The sequence below is a fragment of the Pseudomonas sp. genome (assembly GCF_030147005.1).
Taxonomy (GTDB): Bacteria; Pseudomonadota; Gammaproteobacteria; order Pseudomonadales; family Pseudomonadaceae; genus Aquipseudomonas.
In genome coordinates, this window is the sequence record NZ_JASLAW010000201.1 from 1 (window position 1) to 13056 (window position 13056).

Here is a 13056-nt window from a genome sequence, read left to right on the forward strand (position 1 = left end):
TGCTAAGTTATAGCCATCGGTCGGGTGTTTGACCAGCGTAAATGCTGTTGTGGCGAGGGAGCTTGCTCCCGCTCGGGTGCGTAGCGCGCAAGGTTTTTGGGGGCGCTGCGCAGCCCGGCGGGAGCAAGCTCCCTCGCCACAACAGCTCGCCAATCAGCGGGCGGTCATTTTCCATGCCCTGTGGATCTTCGCGTTACGCGCGAAATCCGGGTCGATGGTCTTGTCGCTGATTTCCTCGACCGCATAGCGCTCGCTGAGGTTGTCTTCCAGCTGGAACTTGCGGAAGTTGTTCGAGAAGTACAGCACGCCGCCCGGCGCCAGGCGCGCCATGGCCAGGTCGAGCAACTGCACGTGGTCGCGCTGCACGTCGAAAATACCTTCCATGCGCTTGGAGTTGGAGAAGGTCGGCGGGTCGATGAAAATCATATCGAACTCGTCACGACTGGCTTCCAGCCACGCCATCACATCACCTTGCTCCAGGCGGTTCTTGTCGGAAAACCCGTTGAGCGAGAAGTTACGACGCGCCCAGTCCAGGTAGGTCTTGGACAGGTCGACGCTGGTGGTGCTGCGCGCGCCGCCCTTGGCCGCATGCACGCTGGCGGTGGCGGTGTAGCAATACAGGTTGAGGAAACGCTTGCCCGCCGCCTCTTTCTGAATGCGCATGCGCATCGGGCGGTGGTCAAGGAACAGGCCGGTGTCCAGGTAGTCGGTGAGGTTGACCAGCAGCTTCACGCCGCCTTCGCTGACCTCGGTAAACTTGCCCTGGGCGCTTTGGCGCTCGTATTGTTTGGTGCCACTCTGGCGCTCGCGACGCTTGACCACCACGCGGCTCTTGTCGATGTTCAGCGCCTGGGGAATGGCCGCCAGGGCATCGAACATGCGTGCCGAGGCCTTTTCCGGATCGATGGATTTGGGCGCGACGTATTCCTGCACGTGAACCCAATCGTGGTACAGGTCGATGGCCATGGAGTACTCCGGCATGTCGGCATCGTACACGCGGTAGCAGTCGACACCTTCACGCTTGGCCCATTTGCCCAGCAGCTTGAGGTTCTTCTGCAAGCGGTTGGCGAACATCTGCCCGCCTTCGCTCAAGCGAGCCTGCTCAACCACCGGCGCCGGAGCCGGCTTGATCGGATTACCATTCTTGTTGTACTGGCGCTCTTGCGGCTCGACCGGGGCTTGATCGTACACGGCCTGCTCGCGCTCGGCCTGACGCTGTTCCGGAGTGCGGCGCTCGCCGGTGACGAACTGGTCCGGGTTGACCTTGATCAGCAACAATTTGCACGGCAAGGCGCCGTTCCAGAACGAATACTGTTTGTGGCTGCGAATACCCATGCGCTTGCCCAGGTCCGGCGCGCCGGTGAACACTGCGGCTTCCCAACCCAGGCAGGCCTGGCGCAGACGCTCGCCGAGGTTCTGGTAGAGGTACAACAGGCTGGCCTCGTCACCCAAACGCTCGCCGTACGGCGGGTTGCAGATCACCAGGCCTTTCTGATTCTGGTCCGGGCGCGGCTCGAACGTGCCGACTTCGCCCTGGTACACCTTGATCCAGTGGCTCAGGCCTGCGCGTTCGATGTTGTTGCGTGCCGGCTGGATCAGGCGCGGATCGGCTTCGTAGCCACGCACCCACAGCGGGGTTTTGTTCATGCCGATGGCGGCGCGTTCAGTGGCCTCGGCGTGCAGTTTCTTCCACAACGCCGGGACGTGTCCGAGCCAAGTGGTGAATCCCCACAGTTCACGGTTGAGGTTGGGTGCCATGTCGGCGGCGATCATTGCGCCTTCGACCAGGAAGGTGCCCACACCGCACATCGGGTCGGTCAATGCGCCGCCTTCGGCAGCAATGCGTGGCCAGCCGGCGCGGATCAGGATCGCGGCCGCCAGGTTTTCCTTCAATGGCGCGGCGCCCTGCTGCAGGCGGTAGCCGCGCTGGTGCAGGCTGTGGCCGGACAGGTCCAGGGAAAGGATGGCTTCGCCACGATCAAGGCGCAGGTGGATGCGCAGGTCCGGGTTGATCTTGTCGATGGACGGGCGTTCGCCGGTCGGGGTGCGCAGCTTGTCGACGATCGCATCCTTGACCTTCAGCGCGCCGAAGTGGGTGTTGTCGATGCCCGAGCCGTGGCCGCTGAACTCCACCGCCAGGCTGCCGTCGCTGACCATGTGGTCGGCCCATTCGATATCCAGTACGCCGTGGTAAAGGTCTTCGGCGTCCTTCATCGGGAAGCGCTTGAGCACCAGCAGCACGCGGTTGGCCAGGCGCGACCAGAGGCACAAACGGTAGGCGGTTTCCATGTCGGCCATGCCGCGCACGGCCGAGGTGTGCTCGCGGGTTTCCTCAAGGCCAAGCCCGACGGCTTCCTCGATCAGCAGGCCTTCGAGGCCCTTGGGGCAAGTGAGGAAGAGTTCAAAACGGTCCGACATGGGGCAATCCAGGCTTTTCAGCAATAAATGAACGGGCGACGCATCGCCGGTTCGGTTTTCAATCAAGCACTTTTCTTGAAGAGTGCTCGCGTGGCACGAATGTGCCGTTCCACTCCGTCTGACGGGCCCATGGGCCTTTATTCACGGGGCAGAAGAAGAATATGAAGCAACAAAAAGAAATAATCCGACCCTTCGTCGAATAATAACCGACTGCAACAGGCGGGCATTCTCACTAAGAGATTAAACCCTTGCCCTGCGCAGGGCACATCATAGCTGGCTTTGCCTTGTAAAAGGGGCGAAAAACCATCCCAGCTTATGGCTATAGCGTCATTATCGTTACGTGCTTATGACAAAACGATCATTGAATCCATGTGACCTATTGGTTAGAACTCAACACAGGTTGGCGCCGTCACGGTGCCGACACATCGGCTCGCCACGCCGGCAGCGAGCCCACCAACGGCAGAAAAACTCTGCCCGGCCTCACACGAGGCCGAAGGATATCTAGACAGTCAACAAGTGAGGGAAACACCCTATGAGAAGACTTAAGCGTGATCCGTTGGAAAGAGCATTTTTACGCGGATATCAATATGGCGTTCATGGAAAATCCCGTGAGCTTTGCCCATTTACTCTACCGTCGGTACGCCAAGCCTGGATCAATGGCTGGCGAGAAGGACGCGGCGACAACTGGGACGGTATGACTGGCACTGCGGGCATCCACAGACTCAACGAACTTCACGCCGTCGGCTAATCAGGGCATTTAATTCCGACACATCAACTTGAATATGTAACGACTTAACCACGCACGTCCTATCCGGACGGCGGGCTTCGGCCCAGGGGCTCCTTTACGGAGCCCTTTTTATTGCCCGGAGAATAAGAGCCTGGCGCGCTCGGATCTTTGTGGAAGCGGGCTTGCCCGCGAAGCGATGTATCGGCAACAGGCAGGCTGGCCCACCGCTTTCGCGAGCAGGCCCGCGTTCACAGCAAAAGCATCAGCGCAGGGCGGCGATCGCGTCCACCGATTCGCGAATCAGCGCGGGGCCTTTGTAGATGAAACCGGAGTACAACTGCACCAGGCTGGCACCCGCTGCGATCTTTTCAGCCGCGTGTTTGCCTTCGGTGATTCCGCCCACGGCGATGATCGGCAAGCGCCCGGCCAGTTCGGCGGCCAGCACCTTGACGATATGGGTGCTCTTGTCCCGAACCGGAGCGCCGGACAGGCCGCCCGCCTCGTCACCGTGGGCCAGGCCTTCGACGCCCACACGGCTGAGGGTAGTGTTGGTCGCGATCACCGCATCCATGCCCGAATCCAACAAGGCCTGGGCCACCAGCACGGTTTCTTCATCGCTCATATCGGGAGCAATCTTGATCGCCAACGGCACGCGCTTGCCGTGGCGCACCGCCAGGTCTTCCTGGCGCTGGCGCAACGCTTCGAGCAATTGCTTGAGAGAGTCACCGAACTGCAGGCTGCGCAAGCCCGGGGTGTTGGGCGAGCTGACGTTAACGGTGACATAGCTGGCGTGGGCGTAGACTTTATCCAGGCAGATCAGGTAATCATCCACCGCACGCTCCACCGGCGTGTCGACATTCTTGCCGATGTTGATACCGAGGATGCCCTTGTACTTCGCCGCCTGAACCCGTGACAACAAATGGTCCACGCCCAAATTGTTGAAACCCATGCGGTTGATGATCGCTTCGGCTTCCGGCAGGCGGAAGATCCGCGGCTTGGGGTTGCCCGGTTGCGGCCGAGGGGTCACGGTGCCGATCTCAACGAAACCGAAACCCAACTGCGCAAACCCGTCGATGGCCGCGCCGTTCTTGTCCAGGCCGGCAGCCAGCCCGACCGGGTTGGGGAATTCGAGCCCCATCACCGACACCGGCATTTTCGCCGCAGCCTTGCACACCAGGCCATTGAGCCCCAGGCGGCCACCGGCACCGATCAGGTCCAGGGACAGATCGTGGGAGGTTTCCGGGGAGAGTTTGAACAACAGCTGGCGGGCCAGGGTATACATGGGCGGGCTAGACTCGAAGGCGGCGAAAGGTGGCGCGATTATAGCCGGGGAGACAGGCCGCATGCGAGGCGTGCCGCCCAATCGTCAATTACGACGGGCCATCAATGCCTCATAACGGGCCCAGACTTTTTCGGCGTATCGCATGCGCAACGCGTCACGCTCCACCCCTGCGCGCGGCCCCACATTGTAGGAACCCACCGCCGTCCAGTTATAGCCGAAACGCTGAACGAACTCGGCAAGGATCGAGGCGCCAACCTCCACCGACAAACATGGCTCGCTGAGCAATCGTTCTTCGGTAATGCCCAGCTTGAGCAAGCGAGGCAAGTGGCTGCTGTTGATTTGCATCAAACCGATATCATGCGTGCCATTGCCATTGGCATAGTTGACCGCTTCGGCGCGGTACCCCGACTCTACCGCCGCGATGGCCTGCAGCAACTCTGGTTCGAAGTTGTAGCGACGCGCCACTTCATCCCAGCAATAGGCCAGCGCCTGGTTGCTGCCCATCAGCGCACTGAGTATCAGGCCCCTGCCCAAAACCTTAAACACGGCTGACCTGCCCGCACGCCGAACACACATGCATGACACGCGCTGGCTCAGCGCCCTCGACCTGTACGGGGCAGGTGAAACGATACCCCTTGCCATACACGGTCTTGATAAACCCTCTGTCGGCTTTCAAGTGTTTGCGCAACGCGTAAATGCAACGTGTCAATGACTCATCGGCCACCTCGCCCCTCGGCCAGGCGAGCGCCAACAGGCGGTCCTTGGTCATCAACGAACCGCCGGACCCAAGCAACAGGCGAAGCACGCGCCCTTCTTTGGGCGGCAGTTGAATATCGGTTTCCCTGCCCGTCAGTCGACCGTCGCCATGCAAGGTCCAATGAGCGAAAACGAGGGACTTTGGCGATCCTTCAATCACGACGGTCATGGGGCACCTGCACATTCGACTGCTGACATTCAAATCCGATCTTCCTGTGGCGACGCACTCGCCCGATGGCATGACTATAAAAACCTGTCTCGCGTATCACGCTAGGAAAAACCTTATTCAAGCGGGGTTTTTCAGCGTCTTGCTGTAAGACAACTCGCGACTCAACCCGAACGAGGCAGCCACTCCTGATACACCTCATGCAGCTCAACCCCCAGCCGGTCCTCCAACTGCACCAACTCACCCACAGCCATCAGTTGCCCATTGACCCGTACCTCCACGCAATGGATGACCTCAGGCGCCAACGGCAAGACTTTGCCCGGCGCAAACGCAGCCAAGCGCTTGCGGCTGATCAGTTGCTCCTGCAGCAGTATTTCCAGGTACATGGACTAACGCCTTATTCAGGAGAGCGCTCGCGGCCCGGCCTTACGAACGCACGTTGCACACGTTCATATTGCGCGGCCGTCAACGGCGGCGGCCCGGCCGGGGGCTTCGATTCGTCAAGACCCACATCCACGCGCCATGACGAGACTTCATTGAGTTGCTTGGGCACATCCAGTTCATCCACCAGTTTTTCGATCAGGCTTACCTGAGCGGGTTTGCCCTTGATCAAGAGGCTGTTGATATCCGGATAGGCAATCAGGGTCAGGTTCTTGTCCGCCAGCGGGCCCTTTTTCTCACCGGCCAGCAGGCTTTGAATGATGGAGACCATTCCCGGCACGCTGACCTTGTTTGCGCCGCTTCCATACTCCCGGTCCTCAACGCTGGTATTGAACACCTGCACCACACCGAAGGTGTTCGCCCCCACACGCAGCTCATTGCGTTGCCGGTCCGTCAATTGCGTCAACCGCAGCACTTGATCGACATAGCTCGGCGGCCCGGACACGTAGAACGTCCGCGGCCCGCTGTCGCGCAACGGGTAGCGCGACTCATCCAGCCCCGTTCGGCGCATGATGCCGCGCAGCCGGTTCACCGAAATGTGCCGCAGCGCCACCGCCGAGGTTCTCGCTTCGCTCGCCGCGTACAGGTGCACGGCTTGCCCGTCGCTGTGCCAGATCAAGCCTTCCTGGCGGGCCAGTGCTTCGAGGACCTGTTGAGGGGCGTCGAAATCGAATGCTCCGCTGACACGCTTGTGCGCCGCTTCCCGACTGACCACCACAGGCGTTCCCAAAGGCACCGATAGCGCGGTGAAAAAACTCTTCAGGCTTTCATCCCTGGCCTGATACGGCTCGCCCCAGGCAACACCGCTGGCCAGCAACAGCATCACCCACAGCAGCGTGTTACCGAGCCAGTGGCGGTTCGTGTTAAAGGGCGGGTCAGCATGCACCTTGGGTTTTCCTGGGGCGGTAGGACGCAAAAGAGCGGCCATACTGAAAGGCAAGCGAGGTTCAATCATGATGGAAAGCTGACGGCTGCCCCGTGGCATGTGCCTTGCTATGTACTCAACATCAGGGCGCGCGCCAGCGACGGAGCGAGCCTACGGACAAAGGCGTCGTTTCCCTGTAATGGCTGGTATCGCCATCCGAGGGGACGACGCTTTTTTTTGAGAGAAAAGGTAGGTGTTGATGAACGATTCGGTCGGCAACAGTTCGGTGAACCCCGCGCTGGCCTGGGTTAACGGCAGTGACGCCCCGGAAAAGAGCAGCCTGGACCTGGGCTTCATGGCCTTGACCGATTGCGCCTCGCTGGTGGTTGCAGCCACTCAGGGCTTTGCGCAACCCTACGGCCTCACACTGAACCTCAAGCGTCAATCGTCCTGGGCCAACTTGCGCGACAAACTGGTCAGCGGTGAGCTGGACGCCGCTCATAGCCTCTACGGCCTGATCTACGCCGTGCACTTGGGCATCGGTGGCGTTGCACCGAGCCCGATGGCGGTGCTGATGGGGCTGAACCAGAACGGACAGGGCATCAACCTGTCCCGTGGGCTGCAACTGCAAGGCGTGACCAGTCCTGAGGCATTGGATCGGCATGTGCACCAAAGCCGCACAAAACTCACCTTTGCCCAGACCTTTCCAACTGGCACCCACGCAATGTGGCTGTATTACTGGCTGGCGAGCCAGGGCATCCACCCGTTGCGCGACGTAGACAGCGTGGTGGTGCCCCCGCCGCAAATGGTTGCGCACCTGCAAGCGGGCCGTATCGACGGCCTGTGTGTCGGTGAACCCTGGTGCGCCAGCGCCGTAAGGCAGAACCAGGGGTTCACCCTGGCGACCAGCCAGGCGGTCTGGCCGAATCATCCGGAAAAAGTCCTGGGTTGTACCCAGGCCTTTGTCGAGCATTACCCCAATACTGCCCGCGTCCTGGTGATGGCGATTCTCGAGGCCAGTCGGTTTATCGAAGCGAGCACGCAAAACCGTCGCTCCGCCGCCCAACTGCTCAGCGCCCGCGAGTACCTCGACGCACCGCTGGACTGTATCGAGCCGCGCCTGCTGGGCAGCTACGACGATGGCCTGGGCAACCAGTGGCAGGACCCGCATGCGCTGCGGTTTTTCGCAGGTGGCGCGGTCAACCTGCCCTACCTCTGCGACGGTATGTGGTTCATGACCCAATTTCGTCGCTGGGGCCTGCTGCGCGAAGACCCGGACTACCTGGCCGTTGCCCGCCAAGTGCAACAACTGGATGTGTACCGTCAAGCCGCCACCGCCGTCGGCGTCCCGACCAATACCCAGGACATGCGCAGCAGCCAGTTGATCGACGGCAAAATCTGGGACGGTTCCGACCCCGCAGGCTATGCCCGCAGCTTCCGCCTGCACGCCATGGCGGACGACATCAGCCGCCAAGCGCTGCGCTAGGAGCACGACCATGCTGCGAATCCTGTTGATCAACGACACCCCGCGCAAAGTCGGCCGGCTCAAGGCCGCGCTGACCGAGGCCGGCTTTGAGGTGATCGATGAATCCGGCCTGACCATCGACTTGCCCGCGCGCGTCGAAACGGTGCGCCCCGATGTGATCCTGATCGATACCGAGTCACCCGGCCGCGATGTGATGGAACAAGTGGTGCTGGTCAGCCGCGACCAGCCCCGCCCTATCGTGATGTTTACCGATGAACACGACCCGAATGTCATGCGCCAGGCGATTAAGTCCGGGGTCAGTGCCTATATCGTCGAAGGCATCCAGGCCCAGCGCCTGCAACCGATCCTCGATGTGGCCATGGCTCGCTTCGAAAGCGACCAGGCCCTGCGCGCCCAGCTTCATGCCCGCGATCAACAGTTGGCGGAGCGCAAGCGCATCGAGCTGGCCAAGGGTTTGCTGATGAAAATGAAGGACTGCAACGAGGAAGAGGCCTACACCCTCATGCGCCGCCAGGCCATGAGTCGTCAGCAGAAACTGATTCAGGTCGCCGAACAGATTATTGCCATGAGCGAATTGCTCGGGTGATCTGGCGCGGCTCTTGCTAAAGAACCTTTACAGGTAGCCAACGGCGGTTGCCCCACAAACGACAAAGACGTCGCACACCCGGTTTGCCCTCGCGAACCCGGTGGCGGCGTTTTTTTCGTTCTGGCGCCAGTGCATGGAGCCACCCGGCCTTCTGACAAGACCCCCAACCGTTGAGGTGCGTGATGAAATCAAGCTTCTGGAAATCCGGGCACACCCCGACCCTCTTTGCCGCGTTCCTGTATTTCGACCTGAGCTTCATGGTCTGGTACCTGCTGGGCCCGTTGGCGGTACAGATCGCCGCCGACTTGCACCTGACCACTCAACAGCGCGGCCTGGTGGTGGCCACGCCGATCCTGGCGGGCGCGGTGTTGCGCTTTCTCATGGGCATGCTGGCCGACAAACTGTCGCCCAAGACCGCCGGGCTGATCGGCCAGGTGATTGTGATTGTGGCGTTGTTCTGCGCCTGGAAACTGGGCATTCACAGCTACGAGCAAGCGCTGCTGCTGGGCATGTTCCTCGGCATGGCCGGTGCCTCTTTTGCCGTCGCCCTGCCGTTGGCCTCGCAATGGTACCCGGCCGAGCACCAGGGCAAAGCCATGGGCATCGCCGGCGCCGGCAACTCCGGCACCGTGTTTGCCGCCTTGCTGGCGCCGGTACTGGCAGCTGCCTTTGGCTGGAGCAATGTGTTCGGCTTCGCGTTGATTCCGCTGATCCTCAGCCTGATCGTGTTCGCCTGGCTGGCGCGCAATGCCCCGCAACGCCCGAAAGCCAAGTCGATGGCCGACTACTTCAAAGCCCTGGGTGATCGCGACAGTTGGTGGTTCATGTTCTTCTACAGCGTGACCTTTGGCGGTTTTATCGGCCTGGCCAGCGCCCTGCCCGGCTACTTCAACGACCAGTACGGCCTGAGCCCGGTGACCGCCGGCTACTACACTGCGGCCTGTGTCTTCGGCGGCAGCCTGATGCGCCCATTGGGCGGCGCCATGGCGGACCGTTTCGGCGGGATCAAGACCCTGCTCGGCATGTACGGCGTGGCGGTGGTCTGCATTGCGGCGGTGGGTTTCAACCTGCCCAGTTCCTACGCTGCGCTGGCGCTTTTCGTCTGCACGATGCTCGGCCTCGGCGCCGGTAATGGCGCGGTATTCCAACTGGTGCCCCAGCGTTTTCGCAGTGAGATCGGCGTCATGACCGGCTTGATCGGCATGGCCGGCGGCATCGGCGGCTTCGCTCTGGCAGCCGGAATGGGCGCGATCAAACAAAGTACCGGCAGTTACCAGTTGGCCCTGTGGTTGTTCGCCAGCCTTGGCGTGCTGGCCTGGTTTGGCCTGCACGGCGTCAAGCGGCGCTGGAGAACCACCTGGGGCTCGGCTGCCGTGACCGCCGCGCGCGTCTGATGAGCTTGCAACTGAGCGTCGCCCACGCCAGCGCAATTGGCCCTCGGGCAGAAAATCAGGACGCGCTGCGGGTGGTCACGCCCATGGCCGAACTGGCCGCGAGCAAAGGCTACCTGTGCGCGCTGGCCGACGGTGTCAGTCAATGCGCCGACGGTGGCCTGGCCGCACGCTCGACCTTGCAGGCGCTGGCCCTGGACTACTACGCCACGCCGCAGACCTGGGGCGTGGCCCAGGCGCTGGAACGTTTATTGGTCGCGCAGAACCGCTGGCTGCAAGCTAATGGCGGCGGCCAGCCGCTGCTGACCACCCTCAGTGCCCTGGTGTTTCGCGGCCAGCGTTTCACCCTGGCCCACGTCGGCGACTGCCGGGCCTATCGCTGGCTGGATGGCGAGTTGCAACGCATCAGCGAGGACCATGTGTGGGAGCAACCGGGCATGCAGCATGTGCTCAAGCGCGCCCTTGGCCTGGACCAACACCTGGTATTGGATTTTCTCGATGGAGAACTGCGCGCAGGCGAGTGCTTCCTGCTGCTCAGCGACGGCGTGTGGGCCACGTTGGGCGACCACAGCATCAACGCGATTTTGCGCGAGCAAACCGACCTGGACCTGGCGGTGAACACCCTGGTCAATGCCGCCCACCTGGCGGGAAGCCAGGACAATGCCAGCGCCTTGCTGGTGCGCATCGACGCCCTCGGCGCCGCCACACTGGGCGACGCACTGGTGCAGTTGCAGCAGTGGTCACTGCCGCCGCCGCTCAAAGCCGGGCAACGCTTCGAGGGTTGGCACGTGCAAAGCCTGCTGGCGCAGAGCCGACAGTCGCTGCTGTATCGGGTACAGGATGCTCAACAGCAGCCCTGGCTGCTTAAAACCCTGCCGTTAAGCCGCGACGACGACACTGACGCCGCCCAAGCCTTGCTATCGGAAGAATGGTTTCTGCGCCGGGTCGCCGGCCGCGCTTTCCCTGAAGTCCACGCCGCCAGCGGGCGTCAGCATTTGTACTACGTCATGCGCGAATATCCCGGGCAGACCCTTGCCGAACTGTTCAAGCGCCAGGGCCCGTTGCCCCTGGCGCAATGGCAGTCCATCGCCGAGCGTTTGCTGCGCGCAGTCGGCCTGCTGCACCGGCGGCAGATCCTGCACCGCGATATCAAGCCGGACAATCTGTTGCTCGGCGACGACGGCGAACTGCGCGTGCTGGACTTCGGCCTGGCCTACTGCCCAGGGCTGTCCGAAGACCGCGCGCATGTGCTGCCCGGCACCCCGAGTTTTATCGCGCCGGAGTCGTTCAACGGCGAGCGCCCTACGACACAACAGGATTTATACAGCGTCGGCGTCACGCTCTTTTACCTGCTGACCGGCCACTATCCCTACGGCGAAATCGAAGCCTTCCAACGCCCGCGCTTCACTCAGGCGGTCAGTGCCAGCCGCTACCGTCCCGATGTGCCGGACTGGTTGCCATTGAGCCTGGAACGCGCCGTGGCCGCGCAACCGGAGCAACGTTATGAAACCGCCGAAGAATGGCTGCTGGTGCTGGAACAGGCCGACCGCCGCGAACTGAGCGTGCGCCCGCGCCCCTTGCTGGAGCGTGAACCGCTCAAGGTCTGGCAAACCCTGGCGATGGCTTCGCTGCTGATCAATCTGGTGCTGCTGTTCTGGCTATTGCACCACTAACCCGCAAAATTCCAGAGCATCGGCATCTAATAGCCAATAAACCCGGGGGCATCGACACTTGGCACAGCTGCTGCATTAGCCTCCTCAACAACCCACATATAGCCGCGCCTTCAACGTCGAAGGATCGAGCTTCCCGAGAGAACGGGACCAGGACAAAGGCGTCCTCGCTAGGTAACTAGCGGGGGCGCCTTTTTTTGTTTGCGCGTGATTGGTCGGAGAGCGACATGAAAAAACTCAAACTGGTGATGATCGGCAACGGCATGGCCGGGGTTCGCACCCTGGAAGAATTGCTCAAGCTCAGCAGCGACCTTTATGACATTACTGTGTTCGGCGCCGAGCCCCACACCAACTACAACCGCATCCTCCTGTCCCCGGTACTGGCCGGCGAGCAAACCTTCGAAGAGATCGTGCTCAACGACCTGGACTGGTATCTGGATAACAACGTCAAGCTGCTGCTCAACCGCAAGGTGGTGCAGATCGACCGGGTCAAGCGCCGCGTCATCGCCGAAGACGGTACCGAAGCCGAGTACGATCGCCTGCTGATCGCCACCGGTTCCACGCCGTTTATCCTGCCCATTCCAGGTAATACCTTGCAGGGCGTGATCGGCTACCGCGATATCGCCGACACCCAGGCCATGATCGACACCGCCAAGACCCACAAGCACGCAGTTGTCATCGGTGGCGGGCTGCTCGGCCTGGAGGCCGCCAACGGTTTGATGCTGCGCGGCATGCACGTGACGGTGGTGCATCTGGGTGAATGGCTGCTGGAACGGCAACTGGACAAGACCAGCGGCCAACTGCTGCAAACCGAGCTGGAAAGCCGTGGCCTGGTGTTCCGCCTGTGCGAACAAACCCAGGCCCTGCACGATGCCGGCAATGGCCGGGTCGGCTCGGTGCAATTTTTGAACGGTGACATCATCCCCGCGGACCTGGTGGTGATGGCAGCCGGCATCCGCCCCAACACCGCGCTGGCGGAACAGTCCGGCATCCCCTGCAACCGTGGGATTCTGGTCAACGATACGATGCAAACCTACGACCCGCGCATCTACGCGATCGGTGAATGCGCCAGCCACCGTGGGATTGCCTACGGCCTGGTCGCACCGCTGTTCGAACAAGCCAAGGTGTGCGCCAACCATCTCGCCCAGTTGGGTTTCGCCACCTATAAAGGCTCCGTGACCTCCACCAAGCTGAAAGTCACCGGCATTGACTTGTTCTCCGCCGGCGATTTCATGGGCGGCGAAGGCACCGAGACCATCACCCTCTCC

Annotated in this window: 11 protein-coding genes and 1 pseudogene; 6 read left to right on the forward strand and 6 right to left on the reverse strand. The window is 61.6% G+C overall.

What is annotated here, in order from left to right; translation table 11 throughout:
• Positions 1 to 153: 153 nt before the first annotated feature.
• Complete coding sequence (gene rlmKL / locus Q1V60_RS18820; RefSeq protein ID WP_300633354.1) at positions 154 to 2418, reverse strand: bifunctional 23S rRNA (guanine(2069)-N(7))-methyltransferase RlmK/23S rRNA (guanine(2445)-N(2))-methyltransferase RlmL; 2265 nt, start codon at positions 2416 to 2418, stop codon at positions 154 to 156.
• Positions 2419 to 2950: 532 nt separating this feature from the next.
• Here rlmKL and Q1V60_RS18825 point away from each other — a divergent pair.
• Positions 2951 to 3166, forward strand: a complete 216-nt coding sequence (locus tag Q1V60_RS18825) for a ribosome modulation factor (protein WP_002553055.1) — start codon at positions 2951 to 2953, stop codon at positions 3164 to 3166.
• A 241-nt stretch (positions 3167 to 3407) separates the two neighbouring features.
• Here the strand turns inward: Q1V60_RS18825 and Q1V60_RS18830 are convergent, their stop codons facing one another.
• From Q1V60_RS18830 to Q1V60_RS18850, 5 genes and pseudogenes are all read right to left on the reverse strand, one after another.
• Complete coding sequence (locus Q1V60_RS18830; protein WP_300633363.1) at positions 3408 to 4427, reverse strand: quinone-dependent dihydroorotate dehydrogenase; 1020 nt, start codon at positions 4425 to 4427, stop codon at positions 3408 to 3410.
• Between the two features lie 84 nt (positions 4428 to 4511).
• Positions 4512 to 4931: a transglycosylase SLT domain-containing protein gene (locus Q1V60_RS18835; protein WP_300633377.1), complete on the reverse strand. Its 420-nt coding sequence runs from the start codon at positions 4929 to 4931 to the stop codon at positions 4512 to 4514.
• Between the two features lie 34 nt (positions 4932 to 4965).
• Positions 4966 to 5352, reverse strand: a complete 387-nt coding sequence (locus Q1V60_RS18840; protein ID WP_300633365.1) for a winged helix-turn-helix domain-containing protein — start codon at positions 5350 to 5352, stop codon at positions 4966 to 4968.
• 161 nt (positions 5353 to 5513) lie between these two features.
• On the reverse strand, positions 5514 to 5735 hold the full coding sequence (locus Q1V60_RS18845) for a FliM/FliN family flagellar motor switch protein (RefSeq protein WP_124371513.1): 222 nt from the start codon (positions 5733 to 5735) through the stop codon (positions 5514 to 5516).
• Positions 5736 to 5857: 122 nt separating this feature from the next.
• A pseudogene (locus Q1V60_RS18850) lies at positions 5858 to 6613 on the reverse strand (secretin N-terminal domain-containing protein); the annotation flags it as partial.
• Positions 6614 to 6914: 301 nt separating this feature from the next.
• On the opposite strand from Q1V60_RS18850, the gene Q1V60_RS18855 reads away from it, so the two are divergent.
• From Q1V60_RS18855 to Q1V60_RS18875, 5 genes are all read left to right on the forward strand, one after another.
• Positions 6915 to 8141: a CmpA/NrtA family ABC transporter substrate-binding protein gene (locus tag Q1V60_RS18855; protein ID WP_300633368.1), complete on the forward strand. Its 1227-nt coding sequence runs from the start codon at positions 6915 to 6917 to the stop codon at positions 8139 to 8141.
• 10 nt (positions 8142 to 8151) lie between these two features.
• Positions 8152 to 8727 carry an ANTAR domain-containing protein gene (locus Q1V60_RS18860; RefSeq protein ID WP_057721200.1) on the forward strand — a complete coding sequence of 192 codons (576 nt, stop codon included), beginning with the start codon at positions 8152 to 8154 and terminating at the stop codon, positions 8725 to 8727.
• Between the two features lie 182 nt (positions 8728 to 8909).
• Positions 8910 to 10121 (forward strand): nitrate/nitrite transporter, encoded by a 1212-nt coding sequence (locus tag Q1V60_RS18865; RefSeq protein ID WP_300633371.1) that lies wholly within the window; start codon positions 8910 to 8912, stop codon positions 10119 to 10121.
• Positions 10121 to 11791: a bifunctional protein-serine/threonine kinase/phosphatase gene (locus Q1V60_RS18870; protein WP_300633373.1), complete on the forward strand. Its 1671-nt coding sequence runs from the start codon at positions 10121 to 10123 to the stop codon at positions 11789 to 11791. Before Q1V60_RS18865 ends, Q1V60_RS18870 begins: the two co-directional genes overlap by 1 nt.
• Before the next feature lie 224 nt (positions 11792 to 12015).
• On the forward strand, positions 12016 to 13056 hold a 1041-nt coding region (locus Q1V60_RS18875; RefSeq protein WP_300633375.1), incomplete at its 3' end, for an FAD-dependent oxidoreductase.